Genomic DNA, 18,090 nt, shown 5'->3' on the forward strand with positions numbered 1-18,090 from the left:
CATATTACACTTACTTGTAATTTAACAGTGACTTAGAAGCCGCTAGTATTGATCACGTCGCTTAGCTTTGCATTAAAATCATGCTTGCTCAAGTTGCTTAATTTATAAAGCACCTCTGCACCTGTCACGTTTAGTTCAACTTCGTGATCATCGATGTTCTCATCCTTGTTTCTGAACATCAGCAGGTGGTTAGCGATTCGAGCGATATCCAAGTAAGACACTTCACGTTGTTCTCGGTTATTGATGGTATTGCTGCACACATCAATAAAGTCGCTGTCGAAGCCCCAACGGTTAAGCACCAATTTACTGGTAGCGGAACATTGGCCTTGGAAGATTTGTAGAGCGATGTCGTGATCTAGGTAATTGCCATTTTCGAGGTAGAGGTGGTATTCGCTAACCAAACAGAACAATCCAATGTCAGCCAGTAATCCAACAAGCAAAGATTTTTCATGCTCAAGGTAACGGTATTCAGTAGGGGAGATCTCTTTGAAGCTGTTGGTAACAAGCACCATAGTAGCGCCTAACTCTTTTGATACAGAAGCGCTCTGAACCAATACCTTATTACACTCTTTACTGAGGTTGACTGAGTGTTTGAGTTGCTCAATAGCCTGAGCCGTCACGATGTCACGGACTCTTAATATGCCAAGGCGCGACACAGCCGTTATAATATCAACACAAGTAATATTGCGTCGGTTAAAGACGACAGAGTTAGCCACGCGAATGACAATAGCAGCGAGGCCTGGGTCTTCGAGTAAGCACTCGGCAACGTCAGCAATCCCAGTTGATTCAAGGGTACAAAGCGATTGAATCTTCAGTACAACGTTAGGGATAGGAGGAAGTGTTATTTTTCCCGCTGAGATAGAATGTCCAACAAGTTGGGCAAACTCTGATTCTAGACCCTTTAAGAGAAGAGCCTTATTTTGAGGTAGCCAGAAAAACGATAAATGATTCATATAAAAAGTAAAAACAGGTCTGTCCTGCCATTTTACAAGCCACGATGCTGCGAGGCAATACTCACCCGTCTACATAACCTTTAATAATTTGAACCGGTGTATCACTAGGTGTCCAAATTCAAGCATGGTTTGATAGTTTACTGTGAAGTCAATCATGAAAAACCGGAATACTCAATTGATTGATGTGAACTAAGTCCAGACTTATTTTTCTTTTCGAAGTATCATTTATTTAAAGGTGGAAAACGAAACCATAATATTCACCTATAGAATAAAAAAATAGATTTAAAATTTTTCGCATAACAAGCTGCTTGTCTGGTGATCAACCTAATCGGGGTAATTTGATTAAGGATCAACGGATATGACCGAGACAGCATTTATTAATTACGTGAATCAATTTGGTGAGCATCAAAAACGTTCTATGTTCGGAGGTATTGGCCTCTTTCAAAATGACGCTATGTTCGCTTTATTGAGTGAAGGTTGTTTATTCATTAGAGGTGGAAAATCACTAGATAAAAAACTGACCGATCTTGATTGTGAAAAGTATCGTCATGTAAAGAAGCAGACAACAGCAACTGTAAACTATTACGACATTACTGATCTGTTTACCTGTGAACATCCTGAATTGGATTGCATTATTCGTACTTCAATCGATAATTCAATTCAGCAGCGTAGCTTCAAGAAATCATCAGCTAGCCGTAGATTAAGAGATCTACCAAACATGCAGCTTACGTTGGAGCGCATGGTTAAAAAGGCGGGTGTGGATGATGTTTCAATGTTTATGCAGTTGGGCGCGCCTGAAGTGTTTAATAAGGTTCGCGAAGCGTACGGAAACGATGTTGACCTAAAACTACTTTGGAAATTTGCGGGTGCAATTGATGGTATTCACTGGAAACTATTACAAGAGCCACGCAAGCAGCAATTACTAAAGAGCTGCCACTAAAGAAGTTTGCCTTATATGCTTAAGATTACTGTTAATAAATAAAAACCGAGGAATGTCCTCGGTTTTTTTGTTTCTGTCTTAGCCGGATTTCTTAAAAGACTAAGTATCAAAAGGCTAAGTACTCGTTAAGAGCTAGCTTGGCTTTAAGTATTAGTACTTGAAGCGAGCAGTGAACATAAGTTGGTCACCGTAGAAGTCGTTAATACGAGCTTCAGCGCCTAGAGAGAAAAGCTCTGTAGAGTGGAAACGCGCGTAAACAGAACCTGTCCAATCATCGTTGTCATCGATAGAAACGTAACCACCTTTACCACCAACTTCTAGTTGTGGACCAAGCCATTGGCGAACACCAACGTTGATTTCCATACCGATATCAGTAGAGCTTGAGTTCTCAGGTTGAACGATACGAGCTAGCATTTCACCTGTTAGGTCTGCCCAGTTGTTTAATGGAGCGTGGAAACCAAGACCTACAGCTGAGTCGTAATCGCCTTCAAATTCTGAATCGATACGTGCTATAGCGTGAGCGTTCGGGTGAATGGACTTACTGAACGCACCACCAAATGTTACTGGGCTAGCACCGATACGTGCTTCAAAGTAATCATAGTTAAAGTTGCTCATTACCTGTGGTTGTTCATCAACAGCTAGTGCTTGACCAGAAGCCAATAGCATAGCGGTAGTAAGTAGAATTTTGCGCATAACGACCGTAAACCTATATTAGTGTTAATTCCTTTGGTTTGAGACAAATCGGCAAACCATAAACATTGAGACAGTTTAATCTAACTCACGGAAAAGTAATCCTTTAAAATGTAAAACCTTACTCATTTAGTTAAAAAACAAGCAAATTAAGGATCAGTATGTAACGGAGATCTCATGTTTTAGGGCGAATGAGAAAAATAGACGAGCGAATTATCCAAAATTTGTATGTGTTTGAACGGTTCTTATATCGGATGCCGCTTTTCTCCGTATCCATTAACCAATCAGTGCTATTCACCAAAACTGGTGCGTTTATCCGCCATTGAAGTCAGTATGCGCTCGGTATCTAAGATCGAAGTCCAGTTAAGCAATTGCTTGTCGTTGGTAATGACATAGTCAGTCAATTGTTGAGTAATCGTGTCTCTCAGTTGGTCGCCTTGCCAAGGTTTTGAAATATAGAAATCAAGTGCTGCGTTGTTAATGGCCGTGACGGTATCTTCTAGCCCAGCTTGCCCTGTGAGCAACAGCTTACGCGTTGGTTTAGTCGCGTCGTGTTGGTTTAGTTCGATCAGAAAATCGATGCCGGTCTTTTCTGGCATGATGTGGTCGCACAAGATTAAAGCGAGCTTAATACCATCTTGTCCCATTTCTTTGATGACTTGCTTGGCTTCATCGACAGACTCAGCACCTTCAACCAGAAAGTTCTCTTCAAATATCGCCAAGTCTTGAAGGACACTATTGAGAACTTCAGGTTCATCATCGACACATAAAATTAGGTACTTATTCATGAGGTGCTCCTTCTTGTTTGAATGGAAGCCACACTTGCATGTTTGTATGACTGCCTACCTCTGACTCCACCAAAATAAACCCCTGATGAGTCGAAACGATTTGTTGAGAAATGGATAACCCAATCCCTAAACCAAAGTTGCCTTCTTTTTTGGTTGTGAAATTCGGGTTGAAAATGGTGTTGATGTCTTCTTTGGCAATGCCGTGGCCAGTATCGGAGATTTGCACCACAAGAAACGCGTCGTCGCCTTTTGTCTGTTGAGAGGTAGTAATGGACACTCTCCCTCGTTCAGAAAGGGCATCGAGCGCATTGGAGATAAGGTTGGTCCACACTTGTTGCAGCGAAAGCGACTGGCACAATAAAGGCGGTAAGTCGGTATCGTAATGCTTCTCTAATTGGTGGTGTTTAAGCCTGTTTTCGAAGATCACTAAGGTATCTTCAAGCCCTTCGTGGATATCTGTGTAGTGGCGAACTTCTTCATCTTCTCTAGCATAGCTTTTTAGGCTTTTGACCATATCGGCAATACGCTTGCTGCACACTTGAATTGAGCGGATAGAGTTTCCAACATAATGGTAATGCTCTAAGTCATTGAGCAGCTCTTTGCCTGCGACAGGGGACGCTTTTAATGTGTCTAGCACCAGAGAGTCTTGGCTTAGGTTTAGTCTCACGGCTTTTTTTGCTAAAGCACGGTCATCAATCGTCGACGTAAGATGCTTTACGAGCTGTCTTTCTTGAGCCGTCGATAGTGGCTTAGCTAACTTTGAATGTGCCAGTACGTCAGTCCCTTTATTGGACTCAGGAACGGATAGGTTTGCCAATATTTGGTCGAGATGTTCTGACAGAGTTTCGATGCTTCTCAATATGGCTGCAATCGGGTTATTTAGCTCATGTGCGACTCCCGCGACTAGCTGCCCGAGCATCGCCATTTTCTCTTTTTCGATCAGTTGTTGATGTGCAGACTCTAATGATTCTAGTGTTTGCTGCAGTTTGATCTTATTGGTGATGCTGCGTTGCAAACGTCGATTGAAATGACGGAGCAATAGATTGGTAAATAAGGGCAGCAGGGTATTGTTTGAATGCATCACCTGAGCAAAGCTATCTTTATCCAGTTTGATAACGCGTGTTTGCGTTAGGGTGATCGCGGTAGAAAACGAAGGTTCACCTGTCACAAATGACATCCCGCCAACAATGTTCCCCTTGGAGTGACGTACCACTTCCCGCTGTTGCCCGAGTTCATCTTTCTTATATAGAGCCGCTTCACCCTCAATGATCAGCCATAAAAAGCGATTGTCTTCGCCTTCCACAGTGAGCAGATGCTCGGGGGAATAGTCACGAATGGCCTTAGTTTTGTCATCTTTTGAAAACACATCTTGTAAGGCACTGACGACACGCTCAGCAAGGGCATTATCAGAAAGCTGGTGGTAATCGTGAATGAACCCCGATTGGAAAGAGTGAATCTTTTGCTCAATGTGCGCTCTGAGTAAGCGCTGTTGATCCAATGCATCACTGTAAGAGAGCAGGTTTTCTGAGTCGTATTGGATGACAAAAGAGGTCAGCTCTTTTTGCGCTGATTTGAATAGAACTTGATCTTGAACCGGCTTGGTTAGACAGTGGTTGAGCCTGCCTTCATTTACAGCGGTTAGAATGGATTGAATGTCTGACGAAGCGCTGACTAATATCGTTCTTGCGGTATTACTATGGGGCAGCTGCTCAAGTTCAATCAGAAATTGCACGCCATTAAATTCAGAATGATGATGAGTGATCACCAAGGCAACGGTTTGGTTGTGATCATGAATATCTTCTAATGCGTGATGTGCGTCTTCTATGTTCTCGGCAGTATAAATATCGAATACAGAAGCCAACGGAGCCAGCTCCGAACGTATTCTTTCAATGCTAACCGGATTATTGTCCAAACAGATAACAGCGTATTGATTCACAGCTCAACCTTAATAGTAGCGACGTCTCTAGCCTAGCAAGAACCGCCGAATAAGGATGAGAGCTAGCCGTTAATTTATTGAGGCAATCGAAGTATCGAGCAATAGACTGATTTAACTCAATGTTTCTTGTTTGCTACTGATGGGTTAGACTAAAAAAAACAGACACGTGTAGAAAGAGAACTCATGGAACAGTTAAGAAAAATTGGTGCAATTGGCGGCGCAATCTCATTGGCACTTTGTTGGCCACTAGCGGTTGGTCAAATTGGACAAAATGCGATTACTGATGGCGTTGCAAAGCTTAACAATTCAAGCATTGAAGCTGAGATCGTGGAATACGATAGAGGTTACTTGTCTTCCAACGTAACCACTCGTTTAACTGTGACGGATGAAAACCTGAAAGAGCAACTTGCGATTGATGGGCTGCCGAGTGAGTTTGTCATCAATAGTGCAGTTAGCCACGGTTTGGTGAGCCTAAATGCACTGTCGACGTTTGAGAATACCGATATTCTGCCTTTAACTCTGACGACTAGCACTGAGCTAAACGGCAACACTGACTTTAACTTCGAGTTAAGCCAGTTCAATCATCAAGGTTCTGATGAGAATGGTACGTCGGTATCGATCACTAAATCGAATCTTTCTGGCCATGCGACTGTTTTAGGCCAAGTTGATTACGAGCTTTCAATCCCTTCAGTTCAAATTGATTTTGAAACCGGTGAAGAGGTAACGCTGTCTAATCTGAAAGGTGTGGGTTCAGGCCAACAAGCGAAAGGCTACTGGTTAGGTACTCAGAATTTTACTATCGATAGCTTCTTGGTTTCAGACTCTGCAATGCAACCTTTCATGACCATTGAAAACTCTAAGTACGATTTTGAATCACATCTAGATGAAGCTACTAAGCGTCTGCGCAGCAACCTCAAGCTGGATATCGCAAACATTGAGACCAGCGAAGGCCAGTTGAACAACCTAAACGTCGATTTTGAAATGTCGAAATTGGATAGTGAATCGTTTGAGAAAATCTTCGAGATTTACCAATCTAATCCAGTGATGACGCAAGAACACGTTGCAGAGATCATTCCATTTATCGATATCCTGTTTGCTAAAGGTTTCGACCTTTCAATGAACAACATGTCACTAGAGCTAGGTAAAGGGCAGTTCGAATCTAAGTGGTTGGTGAGCGTACCGGAAGGGACCGAAAACATCAGCAGCAACCCTTCGATGATCATGCCTGCATTAACGGGCAACGTTCACTCTAGCTTCTCAAATGAACTTGTTGAAGAGTACCCATTCATCCGTGAAGGTATCGATGAATTGCTTGTGATGGAAATGATCAAGGAAACAGAAAGTGGTTATGAAATCAGCGCTGACTTAGAAAATGGAAACCTAGTGTTCGAAAATGGACAAGAAATTCCATTAATCGCTCTACTTATGCCGGTTTTTGTTCAATAAACAGAGCAGGCTTGAATACTGATAGGGTGATTTAGCAGGTTAAGCTTAAACATTTTATACGGTACAAAACAAAAGAGGTCTTAAGACCTCTTTTGTTGTTTTTATGTTGGGTAAAACATGGTATTACTTGCATAGTTATTATTTAGCAGGAGCAATCATCCCCATGGAACTTACATTAGATAACGTATTCAACTTCAGTGCTGGCCCAGCTGCACTGCCTAAACCAGTAATGAAACAAGCGCAAGCGGACTTTATTGATTGGAATGGTTTAGGGACTTCCGTGATGGAAATCAGCCATCGCAGCAAGGAATTTATTCAAGTTGCTGACGAGTCCGAACAGGACCTACGTGATCTTCTGAACATCCCAGACAACTACAAAGTTCTTTTCTGTCAGGGGGGCGCTCGTGCTCAATTCGCTGCTGTTCCTCTAAACCTTTTAGGTGATGCGACGAAAGCGACTTACATCGATGCGGGTTACTGGGCAGAAAGTGCAGTGACTGAAGCGAGCAAATATTGCGAAATCGATGTATTCAACGCGAAGACGTCAATTGATAGCAAAGCAGCGGTTGTTCCAGCTAAAGATTGGAAAATCGACCCGGAAGCGGCGTATGTACATTTCTGTCCAAATGAAACCATCGATGGTATTGAAATCAGCGAGCTTCCTCAAACGGATAAGCCAATCGTAGCAGATATGTCATCTAACATTCTGTCTCGTAAGATTGATGTGTCTCAGTACGGTGTTATCTACGCGGGCGCACAAAAGAATATTGGCCCAGCGGGTATCTGCATTGCAATCGTACGTGATGATCTACTCGAACTCGCAAACGACGTGTTGCCGAGTATTCTGAACTACAAAGTGCTTGCTGAAAAAGACTCAATGTTCAACACACCACCAACGTACGCTTGGTACCTATCAGGCCTTGTGTTCAAGTGGCTGAAAGCTCAAGGTGGTGTTGAGGCGATGGAGTTGGTGAACAAAGAGAAAGCAGCGCTGCTTTACGATGCAATCGATAGCTCAGCTTTCTACAAAAACGATGTTCACACTGCAAACCGTTCTAGAATGAACGTGCCGTTCCAACTGGCCAAACCTGAGTTAGATGGCAAGTTCCTAGAATTGGCTGATGCTGCAGGTCTGAAATCGCTAAAAGGTCATAGAGCAGTAGGTGGAATGAGAGCTTCACTTTACAACGCAATGTCTCTGGAAGGCGTTCAAGCACTGGTTAGCTTCATGAAAGATTTCGAAGAGAAGTACGCTTAATCGATGACAGGGCTTTGACCGATAAATTGCTTATTTGATTTTTTATAGTGTCGAATGCACCGAACGAGATAAATGCCGCTTTTGCGGCATTTTTTTTGTCGTTAATAATAAAGGGTATGGTATGTTGATTTATTGTAAGAACAGTCATCCAGAGATATGACGGATGTATCGGAATGAGCAGACCTTTCTCTTAAAGCGAGAGTACCAACTGTTTTTTAGACACTTTTTACTATATAACGTGTCGCCCAAAACTGAATCTCTAATCATGAGCTGCGAGCGATAAGCCGCATCGACCGGTTTATTGATGGGCAATTAAAATCCAACGTCTAATTTTTACCACAAGGAATCAAGTGTGAGGTTATTGTTATTGAGTCTATTTGCGATGCTATTTCCAGCCGTTGCTTGTTCGTCCACACTTGAAATATGGGCTGGTATTAATTATGAAACGGCCGATTATGTAAAAGAACATATCGAAACGATGACGGATCATCGTGTAGAAATTCGTTCGTTTGACGTCAACAGTATTCGTTCTGAACTGCTTGTTGCTGACCCTAGAGACAATACTTTTCCCGACGCCATTTGGGTTCCCTCTGACTTCTTAGGTCTAACTGAATATATCGAATTAGCGACACTTCCTGAGGCTTGGGTCGATACCCAACGCTATGAGAAAAAAGCACTCGATGCGGTGGTCATCAACGGTGAGCTTAAGGCGTTACCGGTTGGTATTGGAAACCAGGTCGTTCTGTATTCGAGCAAGCCTCAAGCGCAAGTCGTTACATGGGAGAGCCTAATTGAACGCTCTGCTCAGTCCGATCAAGTGAGTGTGCTTTTTCCCAATCCAAACATGTACTTCTATTTAGCTTTCTATCAGCTTTTCTCTGAAGACTTATTATCGTCGAAGAATGTTAACGGTGAAGGGTTAGTTGCTATCTTTGATTTCATCGACATGTTGCAGAAGAAAAAAGTCATCGAATCATCGTGCAGTGATATTTGCGCGAGGCAAAGATTCATCAATGGGGAAGTCGAGTTTTTAATTGACGGCGACTGGGCGTTCAGCGAACTCGATGCCGCTTTTGGTCGAGATTTATACATTAATTCGTTGCCGACCTATCGTGGCGAAAGTATGTCTTCATTTAGTGGCGCGAAGGTTTTTGCTGTCACGGAAAAAGGCATGCAAAACCCAGATAAGAAATTGGCTTTGAAAGAAGTCGTTCAATACCTGCAATCAAACAGTTTCACCTATTTAGCTCACTCGAGTGCCATGGTTTCGCCGTTTTATGAGGTTAATCAACGCCGTGTTGAGGAAGGTAACCAGACATTTTCAAATATGTACGATGAGTTTCAAGCATCGCAAATGATGTCGAGTGACTACAAGATGGCGATCGTTTGGGAGGCATCGGCTCGGGCGTATCAGCGTTACAAGTCAGGGATGCCAAAGAGTGAACTGCATAAGTTTTACAATGATTTTGTTCAATATTACTCGGCGAATATGAGGGTAAGAGATTGAAGTTATCATTAAAATACACTATGGGCTTGGTGTTGCTGGCTTGCTCAATGCTCCCTGTCTATCTAGCGGGACAGTTGATTCTCAATAAACAAAACCAAAGTTCTTTAGAGCAAAAAGAAACCAAGCTGGACAACTCTACGACCGGTATTCGTCAAACCGTACAAGAGCAAATTAAGCTGACGGCGAGCCTAACCCAATGGTATTCGCAAGACCGATCACTGATTAAAGCGGGTGGTAATATCTTTTTCTCGAGTGTGGTTTGGGACAAGATGGATAGCTTCAATGCGCTAGCGGAGAGTGTGTCCGCGACTTATATTCTGGACCAAAACTGGAAGCCCATTTATGACAGCAAAGGCAGCTTGTACCATTTTGAGCAGAGCCAGTTATTAGAAAGCTTGAAGCGTCCTCAATCGGTTTATGGGCAAGGGAAATTGTTCCACACCGAGTTTACCGAAACGGAAGTGGCGGATAATGCCACTGCCGGTATTGCTTTTGTCGCGCCGATTTTACCTTATCGTTTGATTGAAGGTTCTACATACACGCCGCAGGGTTATCTTGTGGTTCTTATGGGGTATGACAGACTTAACACTAAAGTGACGCCTTTCCTGTATCAAAATGAGTCGGTTGAGTTTAACTATGTTGATTCAACGGCTGCTCAGTCTTCTGAACAAAGTGCGAACATTATCTCTATCGACAGCAAATTCTTTACCGACAAATTGGTACTGAACGTCAAACATCACATTTCCGACAGTGCGCGTTTATTAGAGATGCAACAAGCTCAGGTGGTCTTTGTCAGAATATTAGTGGCGACGCTTGCCATCGCGATTGTGTTTGCTCTGTTCCTAAGCCGCTGGTTCTCAGGGCAGTTAAACTTGTTGGCTGAATCTGTTAAGTCGTATTCGCATAACCAGTCACCGACTCATAGTGTGGATGAACATCGTTTTACAGAGTTCGTCACGCTGAGTCGTTTATTGGAAACCATGTGGGGTCGCATACAGTACCAAGTCCGTGAGCTTACCGAAAGCAACGATAAACTCGAAAGATTTAATGTTCAGCTAGAGGACTTAGTCGAAGAGAAAACCAGCAAGTTAACGTATTCGCTTGCGCGCGAAGAATCCCAGAAGCATCGTATTTTGAAGATCGTGCAGTTTGCATCATCGAGACAGGCAGCTGAATATCGGCTGATTCCTCAAATGGTCGATCAAGAGTTAAAGACATTACTTGCTCAACATTCAATTCAGTTTCATTTTAACCGAACTGGCGAGGCTGACTTGATACTCTGTGACTCACAGGGGACGGCAATTGGGTATTTTTGTTCGAGCTCATTTGCCCTACTCAGTGAAGAAGACCTGCTGATTTTTGACATGTACCAAAAACAGTTAGCAGGTTGGCTAGAGCTCGAAAATATTACGCGTATCAACATGCCAACTGGCTGTTTGAATCGTAAAGCTTTTAATGAAGATCTCGAATTCAGTAAACGAAGCATTAACGACAATCAAAATCAGATTTCTTTGATCATTATTGATATCAATGGCTTGAAAACAACCAATGATGTTCATGGGCATGAAGTCGGGGATGAGCTGATACAGCGCTGCGTAGACGTAATCAGCCACGAATTGACACCTGCCAGTAATCTATATCGTTTAGGTGGAGATGAATTTTCGGTGCTTACCTTAACGTCTGGTGAGTCGAATTCGCTCAATGTCGCAGAGATGGCTGAGCAGTTGTACATTGCTCAGGAGCAACAGACAATCGAGACCAAAACGGGTATCTCTATTCCTGTCAGATTCTCGATTGGTGCAGCCTCTAGTGATTCAACAGACGTTGAGCAATTGTTCTCAGTCGCTGATGAGAATATGTATCAGCAAAAGCGTCGTTATTACCAAACGTTGTCTGTGGTGGGGAAATAACGCTAATCACGCTGACAAATAGCGATCACGATTTTCGGCGCCCATTAGAGCGGAACTGCTGCGGCGTGAGATTAAAATAAGCTTTAAACGCTTTGATGTACGAAGAGTCGTTTTGATAGCCAACTTGGTCAGCAATACGTTGGATCGAGAGCTCTTCATCAAGCAAAGATAACGAATAAATCAGTCGGATTTGTTGTCTCCACAACTGAAATGACGTGTTGAACTCTTTTGAGAACAAGCGCGATAACGTTCGCTCCGATGCGCCGACTTTTTCTCCCCAATCTTTTAGCGAATAATCTAATCTTGGTGTGTCTGTCAGCGCTTCGAATATCAGCTTCAAGCGCCTGTCTTCGGGTAGCAATAATTGGAAGGTTTGCACATTATCTTTCATTATTTGGTCGTGCAGAACCGCGAGCAAACGCGAGACTTCATCATCACTCACCAATCCCTCGCACTGCCTTCTGATCTCTTGCAATAGTTCATTTAGAAATGGCGTGAGGGTAATGGTTCGCACTTCACGTTCATATTCACTGCCAAACGCAGGGTTAAGGTAGATGCCGACAAACGTCGTATGGCTCAATGCGATAGATTCATGTTGAATACCTGCAGGTACCAACAGCGCAGAAGTGTGCGGAACAAGATGCTGGTAGTGATCAGTCTTAGTTTGCAATAAACCTCTGATTGGAAAGATCACTTGATGCCAAGCATGTTGGTGCATTGCATCGATGAAACCTTTAGGCATGTCGATGGTCTTTACTAGCGCTGGTGAGTTGGGGTTGGCAGCCATCATCTCGTTGGAAGTCATGACATCGGAGTGAGAATCTATTTGGCGGGTTGGCATTGTTGATTGTCCTTACATCTCTACTCTGACATTGGCTTGTTAGGCTATCATGCTCGGCATAGTGAATGAAGTCGAGTGTGATGTCGTCTTATCTCACGCAGTTCAACAAGTATGTTTTCAATAATAAAGTGCCCAGTAAGAGGGAAGGGATATGAAGAAGTTAGGTGTAATCAACAGCGTATTGGTAGGTAAAACCGTTGCCTTTGCTCACGGTAGCCAGAGTGCCATCAACAAACAGGCTTTGTCGGAACGTCAACACGCCACAGAGCTTGGTTTTACCAATGACGAACAAGGTGACCCTCGTTTTCATGGCGGCATTCAAAAAGCCCTTCATATTTACCCAAGCGAACATTACCCTGTTTGGGAAAAGGACTTGGGCAGCAAAGCCATCTTTCAAACTGCAGGCGCATTTGGCGAGAACCTAAGCTCAAGCGGAGTGACTGAAACGTCTATTTGTTTAAAAGACAAGATTCGAATTGGTTCAACATTATTGGAAGTTTCACAAGGGCGTATGCCTTGTTGGAAGCTTAATGTGCGATTTGACCAAAACGATATGGCAAGAAGACTGCAAGACACACTTCGAACTGGCTGGTATTTCCGAGTATTGGAAGAGGGCGATATTGGCGCAGGTGACGAGATTACTCTGTGTGAAAGACCATACCCTGATTGGTCGCTCGCGCGCATTATGGGCGCTGTCTTTACCGGAAGCCTAGATAGAGAAGAACTGAGTCAGATGGCTGAACTTCCTTTGGTCGAGTCTTGGGGGAAGCTGGTTGAACGTCGTCTCGAAACGGGCGAAGTTGAAGATTGGGAGATGCGCTTGGTCGGGCCAACAGCTGCTTAAACACAGACAATGAAAATGAAAAAGCCCACTTATGGGAAGTAGTGGGCTTTACATGTGTACGTTCTGTTCAACGCCAGCTAGAGCCAGAAACTCTTCAAAGGCATATCAGCGTCAAAGTGATGAGCAATTTGCGCTTGGAGAAGCTCAGCGGTCGCTATAGCGTCCGTTAATGCATGATGTGGCGTGTAGTCGGGCAGGTGGTATCGACGACGACTCTGACCCAGTCTCACTGAAGCTGGCTTCTTACCTTTTAGCTTATTCCACAAGCCGCCAGCCAGTTTATTTTGGATCTGAGATTCAATCTCGAGCGTGTCGAGGACTGGGAACTCAATGCCTTCTCCGAGTCGCACTTTCAATGCATTGTCCAAAAAGTCACGTTCGATACGACGATAGTGAACCACTGGGATATGTCCCGCCATTGATTCTAAGATCTCGCCCAACACTTCGCTAAGGTCTGGCGCATCAATGATGTCATTGTGCGTGATGCCATGAATCACGACAGACTCTTCTTCTAACTTCTGTTTTGGTCTTAGCGTCCAGTGTTTGGCTTGTCGCAAGTAGATGCGATTGAGCGTAAATGGCACTAAACCAATGGTAATGATGCCGTCTTTGTTTGGGTTTAACCCCGTCGTTTCAAAGTCGACAGCCAAGAACATCACTTCTGAAAGTGGCGTATCAGGCGCAGGAAGAGGCTGGCTATAAAAGTGCTTTAAGCGCGCGTCTCTCGCTCGTTCCAGCTTCTGAGCAAACTTAAATGGCCAATCGACCGCAGGTGAACTGAATAGTTTGTTCATAGGCCCTACTTAAACTTATTGCTAGCTTGATAACGGAACTTAAGGAAGTTTTGCGCATTACTTAAAATTTGGAATGCGTCCTTTAGATTGCGTCGCTCAAAGTCAGATAAGTTCTCTGGTTCAATGTTGTTATCAGGCTCGATATTGTTATCAACATCATGCGCTTGGTGACGAATACGAACCAAAGAGATGAACTCCATGGCGTCTTTCAAATCCTGCGCTCTGCCTTTAGGCAAAATACCGGCATCGATAATATCGTCCAAACGCTCAAATGAGTTCTTCGAACGAGAAGCTACCGCTAACGAGTGAACACGAATCAAATCTGCGAGTGGCGCAGTGCCACGACGTTTAAGGTTGATCGAGTTGTTATGACGGCCATCTTTCTCCATCACGAAATCTTTGAAGAAACCAAGAGGCGGTGTTCGGTTGAGCGCGTTACGAGCAAGACACGCCAAGAAGCGATTGTTCTTACGTGCACGTCGAACAATAAAGCTATTCAATTGCTCAGCCCATTTCAAGCGGCCATACACGCCATCTAAGTCAAAGAAGATAGATGCGTTCAACAAGGCTTTCGGGTTTGGATCATCAATCCAATCGGCAAAGCACTCTTCCCACTGTCGACGTGTCATACGCCAAGTCGGGTTGGTCGCCATGATGTCGCCAGTACAGTAAACATAACCACATTGGTCTAAGCCGTCACAAATGAATTTTGAAAGTTCTTCAAAGTACTTACCGTGTTTTGCTTCGTCGTATGTGTCATCGAGGATGATGGCGTTATCTTGGTCGGTAACCAGTAGTTGCTCATCACGTCCCATCGAACCTAACGCAAGGAAACAGTATGGGATTGGTGATTTACCTAACTTCTCTTCACCCAACTCGATAATACGCTGTTTAAAACTACGGCCAATTACCGACATTGCAGTACCCACCATGTGGGCATTGGCATCTTCGTTAACTAAGCGCACAAAGCTGTCTTTCACTTGCTCGGAAAGCACCTTCAGGTCTTCGATACTTTGTTGCTGGAAGATACTACTTACCAATAACAGCGAGTTTTGAGACTCATAACGAACAATATCGGTCGCTTCGATAATACCAATCGGCTTCTTATCTTTAAGCACTGGTAAATGATGCACGTTATAGCGAAGCATGGTCATCATAGCTTCGTATACGTAAGCATTATGGTCGAGTGAGATAACCTCTGGTGTCATTACGCTGGATACTTCATCCGATGGGTCAAGACCTTCGGCGAGAACACGCGTACATAAATCTCGGTCGGTGATGATGCCAATCACGGGTGTTGAGTCATCTTCATCATCTTCAACGATATCTGGGTCGATGATCAGCAAAGAGGAAACATTATCTTGTGCCATCATGGTCGCGGCTTGTTGAATGGTGCGCGTTTTTTCGATCATTGGCGCTTCGCTGGTCAGCAGCGTTTTTACCTTTGATGTGGTTAGGTCGTTAGCGTCGTTGCTGTCTGAGTTGGCTTGGCGCAGTCGCGCGTTATCTTCTACTTCTACGAAATCGGCAAAGGAGTCGTAGTTGTCGTAGAGCTCTTGAAAGATAGGCTCAGGAATACAGTAGAGTAGGGTGTCTTCAGTCGCTTTAACTGGGAAACGCACCTTGTTGTTGGTCAGTAGGCCCATTTGACCGAACAAGTGGCCTTCATCAAGGCGGTTATAGAGTTCGCCTTTACGACGGTAGACTTCGACTTCGCCACTTCGAACGATGTATAAGTCATGAATTTGATCACCAAAGTGAATGATAGGGGTATCTTGGCGGTAATAAGAAATTTCCACGCTACTGGTCACTTTCGCCAACATCTCCTCAGGGAGTTCTGTGAAAGGGGGGTATTGTGCCAGAAAGTTTTGAATCTCTAATAACTCAGCATCCATAATGATCATCCATTGGTTTGTATGATTTCATGGTACAACATTTGATAATATTTTGCCGTCACAAATCAATCTGTGAGCTAAAACCTTTTTAAAGTCTTATGGATAGACTAACCTTTCAATTAATGGAGTGACAGTTTAAGGATGATAGGAATGTCGAAGTGGAAGCTTAGTTTTGTATCTGCGGTTTTTATGTTTTCTCCAAGTTTGTGGGCGGACACTAACGCGGTGGATATTTTGGATTACGACCATATTTATGCCACGGCGCATTCGGGCAGTTTAAATGAAGATGCAGGCAGTAATAACAATGCCTCGTCGTATGGATTAGGCGTCAGTTACGCGATGACGGATGATTGGTTGTTGCTGGGAGACTACAGCGCACGCTTTATTCACCCTGATGACACCACAACTCGAATTGATACGCTGATGCCAGGTGTTGGTTACCGTTACAGCATTAAGAAAGATTTAGATATAGTGGCTTACTACCTGCTTGGTATCACGAAAGGTAAGGTTGAAGATAATGACACCAACCGAACTGAATCTTCAGACACTGAGTTCATCCAAGGGGTAAAAGCTGAGCTTAACTATGGCTTTGCGAAACGTTGGATAGCTAACGGGAGTGTGCAAGTGAATCGAAGTGATCTGTTTGATGAAGAGATCTATCACTTAGGTTTACGTTATCTAGTGACCAACAAGTTTGCGATTGGTGGGTCATACCAACATCGAGATGGTGAAGGTAAGATTCGTAGTGAGCGTACTAACGAGCTAGGTGTGGAATTTTTCCTAGAGTATTAGCCAGTAACGGAAAGGCTGCGTGCCCTAATAGCTCTGATATACAAAGAGACTGACACAAAAAAGCCAGCTTGATTGCTGGCTTTTGCATGTCTATTGGTCTGCAAATACAGGTTTCGCTTTTCGATTAAAGAACCGCAGCGATACCTTTACATAGAGGACCCATGTTTGACTTAGTCATACCAGCAACACTGATACGGCCAGAGCCAACAATGTAGATTGCGAATTCGTCTTTTAGGCGAGTTACTTGCTCTTTGCTTAGGCCAGAGAAAGAGAACATGCCGTTTTGACGCTCGATGAACGTGAAGTCTGCATCAACACCTTCTGATTTCAGTGTTGCAACGAATAGCTCACGCATCTCTTGGATACGGTCACGCATCTCAGCTACTTCCGCTTCCCATTCAGCACGTAGAACAGCATCACCAAGGATGTGAGTGACTACAGCACTGCCGTGCGCTGGTGGGTTAGAGTAGATAGAGCGGATGATGCTCTTAACTTGAGAGAACGCTGTTGTTGCTACGTCTGTAGATTCCGCAACCAGAGTGAATGCACCTACACGTTCGTTGTACAAGCCGAAGTTCTTAGAGAACGAGCTAGCAACAAGGATCTCTTTGTTGTACTTCGCAAAAATACGTAGGCCAGCCGCATCTTCCTCAACGCCTTTTGCAAAACCTTGGTAAGCAAAATCGAATAGAGGAAGCAGTTTCTTCTCAGCAACCAGTTTAGCCAGTACTTCCCACTCTTCAGTTGTTGGGTCGATACCTGTTGGGTTGTGACAGCAGCCGTGAAGAAGAACGATATCGCCTTCAGAAGCTTTCTCTAGGTCAGCAACCATGCCTGCGAAGTCTTTGTCTTTAGTTTCAGCGTTGTAGTAGCTGTATTGAGCTGTCTCGATACCCGCAGCAGCGAAAACGCCGTTGTGGTTTGCCCAAGTTGGGTTACTGATCCAGATTTTTACGTCGCCCAGTTGGCGCTTGATGAACTCACCCGCTACGCGAAGTGCACCTGTACCACCTGGAGCTTGTGCTGTTTTAGCGCGTTGAGATGCAACGATCTCTGCGTCTGAACCGAAAAGCAATTTCTGAACCGCTAGACCGTATTCAGCCGTACCTTCAATCGTTAGGTAAGATTTGGTTTTTTCGTTTTCAAGAAGTGCAGCTTCTGCTTTCTTTACTGTTTTAAGTACAGGCGTTTGACCATCTTCATTTTTGTAGATGCCAACACCAAGGTTGATTTTCTCTGCACGAGAGTCTTTTTTAAACTCTTCAGTAAGGCCGAGGATAGGATCGGCGGGAGCAGCTAACACTTTTTCAAACATAATCTTCATCCATGTCAATTGAGAGGGGATAGTATCTATGGGTAGTTATACCTGTATGGAATTTTTAAGACAATACGAAGTGAACAGAAAGGCTAAAAAAAATCCATTTCAATCAGATTTATTGACTAAAGAGGGTATTTGATAACAAAACACCCTACGGATTAACCTATAGGGTGCAAGA

At 43.8% G+C, this 18,090-nt stretch carries 15 protein-coding genes; 7 read left to right on the forward strand and 8 right to left on the reverse strand.

The window, feature by feature from the left end; translation table 11 throughout:
- Positions 1-32: 32 nt before the first annotated feature.
- Complete coding sequence (locus HRQ85_RS17330; RefSeq protein ID WP_172380222.1) at positions 33-953, reverse strand: HDOD domain-containing protein; 921 nt, start codon at positions 951-953, stop codon at positions 33-35.
- A gap of 358 nt (positions 954-1,311) precedes the next feature.
- Between HRQ85_RS17330 and HRQ85_RS17335 the strand changes: the two genes are divergently transcribed.
- Entirely contained in the window at positions 1,312-1,893 is a 582-nt protein-coding gene (locus HRQ85_RS17335; RefSeq protein ID WP_060982740.1) for a TfoX/Sxy family DNA transformation protein, read from the forward strand.
- A gap of 150 nt (positions 1,894-2,043) precedes the next feature.
- On the opposite strand, the gene HRQ85_RS17340 is transcribed toward HRQ85_RS17335, so the two are convergent.
- The 3 genes from HRQ85_RS17340 to HRQ85_RS17350 all read right to left on the reverse strand — a co-directional run bounded on the left by HRQ85_RS17340 (position 2,044) and on the right by HRQ85_RS17350 (position 5,307).
- Entirely contained in the window at positions 2,044-2,586 is a 543-nt protein-coding gene (locus HRQ85_RS17340; protein WP_048609214.1) for a hypothetical protein, read from the reverse strand.
- Positions 2,587-2,873: 287 nt separating this feature from the next.
- Positions 2,874-3,371, reverse strand: coding sequence for a response regulator (locus tag HRQ85_RS17345; protein ID WP_172380223.1), 498 nt, complete (start codon positions 3,369-3,371; stop codon positions 2,874-2,876).
- Positions 3,364-5,307 (reverse strand): ATP-binding protein, encoded by a 1,944-nt coding sequence (locus tag HRQ85_RS17350; protein WP_172380224.1) that lies wholly within the window; start codon positions 5,305-5,307, stop codon positions 3,364-3,366. Before HRQ85_RS17350 ends, HRQ85_RS17345 begins: the two co-directional genes overlap by 8 nt.
- A gap of 183 nt (positions 5,308-5,490) precedes the next feature.
- Here HRQ85_RS17350 and HRQ85_RS17355 point away from each other — a divergent pair, with 183 nt between their 5' ends.
- The 4 genes from HRQ85_RS17355 (at position 5,491) to HRQ85_RS17370 (ending at position 11,428) form a co-directional block, all read left to right on the forward strand.
- Complete coding sequence (locus tag HRQ85_RS17355) at positions 5,491-6,753, forward strand: DUF945 family protein (RefSeq protein ID WP_172380225.1); 1,263 nt, start codon at positions 5,491-5,493, stop codon at positions 6,751-6,753.
- A 163-nt stretch (positions 6,754-6,916) separates the two neighbouring features.
- Positions 6,917-8,011, forward strand: coding sequence for a 3-phosphoserine/phosphohydroxythreonine transaminase (gene serC / locus HRQ85_RS17360; protein ID WP_172380226.1), 1,095 nt, complete (start codon positions 6,917-6,919; stop codon positions 8,009-8,011).
- 382 nt (positions 8,012-8,393) lie between these two features.
- Positions 8,394-9,518 carry a sugar ABC transporter substrate-binding protein gene (locus HRQ85_RS17365; protein WP_082242610.1) on the forward strand — a complete coding sequence of 375 codons (1,125 nt, stop codon included), beginning with the start codon at positions 8,394-8,396 and terminating at the stop codon, positions 9,516-9,518.
- Positions 9,519-9,538: 20 nt separating this feature from the next.
- Positions 9,539-11,428, forward strand: a complete 1,890-nt coding sequence (locus tag HRQ85_RS17370; protein ID WP_172380289.1) for a GGDEF domain-containing protein — start codon at positions 9,539-9,541, stop codon at positions 11,426-11,428.
- 25 nt (positions 11,429-11,453) lie between these two features.
- On the opposite strand, the gene HRQ85_RS17375 is transcribed toward HRQ85_RS17370, so the two are convergent.
- Positions 11,454-12,269, reverse strand: a complete 816-nt coding sequence (locus HRQ85_RS17375) for an AraC family transcriptional regulator (protein ID WP_172380227.1) — start codon at positions 12,267-12,269, stop codon at positions 11,454-11,456.
- A 151-nt stretch (positions 12,270-12,420) separates the two neighbouring features.
- Between HRQ85_RS17375 and HRQ85_RS17380 the strand changes: the two genes are divergently transcribed.
- Entirely contained in the window at positions 12,421-13,113 is a 693-nt protein-coding gene (locus tag HRQ85_RS17380) for an MOSC domain-containing protein (protein WP_172380228.1), read from the forward strand.
- A gap of 77 nt (positions 13,114-13,190) precedes the next feature.
- Here the strand turns inward: HRQ85_RS17380 and HRQ85_RS17385 are convergent, their stop codons facing one another.
- Both HRQ85_RS17385 and HRQ85_RS17390 read right to left on the reverse strand, forming a co-directional pair.
- Entirely contained in the window at positions 13,191-13,907 is a 717-nt protein-coding gene (locus tag HRQ85_RS17385; protein WP_172380229.1) for a 3'-5' exonuclease, read from the reverse strand.
- 5 nt (positions 13,908-13,912) lie between these two features.
- Positions 13,913-15,802, reverse strand: a complete 1,890-nt coding sequence (locus HRQ85_RS17390; RefSeq protein WP_019822585.1) for a DUF294 nucleotidyltransferase-like domain-containing protein — start codon at positions 15,800-15,802, stop codon at positions 13,913-13,915.
- Between the two features lie 150 nt (positions 15,803-15,952).
- Between HRQ85_RS17390 and HRQ85_RS17395 the strand changes: the two genes are divergently transcribed.
- Entirely contained in the window at positions 15,953-16,594 is a 642-nt protein-coding gene (locus HRQ85_RS17395) for an outer membrane beta-barrel protein (protein WP_029405474.1), read from the forward strand.
- Between the two features lie 124 nt (positions 16,595-16,718).
- Here HRQ85_RS17395 and HRQ85_RS17400 read toward each other — a convergent pair whose 3' ends face one another.
- A complete protein-coding gene (locus tag HRQ85_RS17400; RefSeq protein WP_172380230.1) occupies positions 16,719-17,909 on the reverse strand; it encodes an amino acid aminotransferase in 1,191 nt (396 codons plus the stop codon).
- Positions 17,910-18,090: the final 181 nt, after the last annotated feature.

Origin of the sequence: Vibrio sp. Vb339 (genome assembly GCF_902751245.1) — a bacterium.
In the GTDB taxonomy this organism is placed as follows: Bacteria; Pseudomonadota; Gammaproteobacteria; order Enterobacterales; family Vibrionaceae; genus Vibrio; species Vibrio coralliirubri.

Bases quoted from the DNA above. Each gene is read 5' to 3' on its own strand.
- HRQ85_RS17345 (WP_172380223.1), bottom strand. From the start codon at position 3,371: ATGAATAAGTACCTAATTTTATGTGTCGATGATGAACCTGAAGTTCTC.
- HRQ85_RS17400 (WP_172380230.1), bottom strand. From the start codon at position 17,909: ATGTTTGAAAAAGTGTTAGCTGCTCCCGCCGATCCTATCCTCGGCCTT.
- HRQ85_RS17395 (WP_029405474.1), top strand. From the start codon at position 15,953: ATGTCGAAGTGGAAGCTTAGTTTTGTATCTGCGGTTTTTATGTTTTCT.
- HRQ85_RS17365 (WP_082242610.1), top strand. From the start codon at position 8,394: ATGCTATTTCCAGCCGTTGCTTGTTCGTCCACACTTGAAATATGGGCT.
- HRQ85_RS17355 (WP_172380225.1), top strand. From the start codon at position 5,491: ATGGAACAGTTAAGAAAAATTGGTGCAATTGGCGGCGCAATCTCATTG.
- serC (WP_172380226.1), top strand. From the start codon at position 6,917: ATGGAACTTACATTAGATAACGTATTCAACTTCAGTGCTGGCCCAGCT.
- HRQ85_RS17335 (WP_060982740.1), top strand. From the start codon at position 1,312: ATGACCGAGACAGCATTTATTAATTACGTGAATCAATTTGGTGAGCAT.
- HRQ85_RS17330 (WP_172380222.1), bottom strand. From the start codon at position 953: ATGAATCATTTATCGTTTTTCTGGCTACCTCAAAATAAGGCTCTTCTC.
- HRQ85_RS17380 (WP_172380228.1), top strand. From the start codon at position 12,421: ATGAAGAAGTTAGGTGTAATCAACAGCGTATTGGTAGGTAAAACCGTT.
- HRQ85_RS17370 (WP_172380289.1), top strand. From the start codon at position 9,539: ATGGGCTTGGTGTTGCTGGCTTGCTCAATGCTCCCTGTCTATCTAGCG.
- HRQ85_RS17340 (WP_048609214.1), bottom strand. From the start codon at position 2,586: ATGCGCAAAATTCTACTTACTACCGCTATGCTATTGGCTTCTGGTCAA.
- HRQ85_RS17390 (WP_019822585.1), bottom strand. From the start codon at position 15,802: ATGGATGCTGAGTTATTAGAGATTCAAAACTTTCTGGCACAATACCCC.
- HRQ85_RS17385 (WP_172380229.1), bottom strand. From the start codon at position 13,907: ATGAACAAACTATTCAGTTCACCTGCGGTCGATTGGCCATTTAAGTTT.
- HRQ85_RS17375 (WP_172380227.1), bottom strand. From the start codon at position 12,269: ATGCCAACCCGCCAAATAGATTCTCACTCCGATGTCATGACTTCCAAC.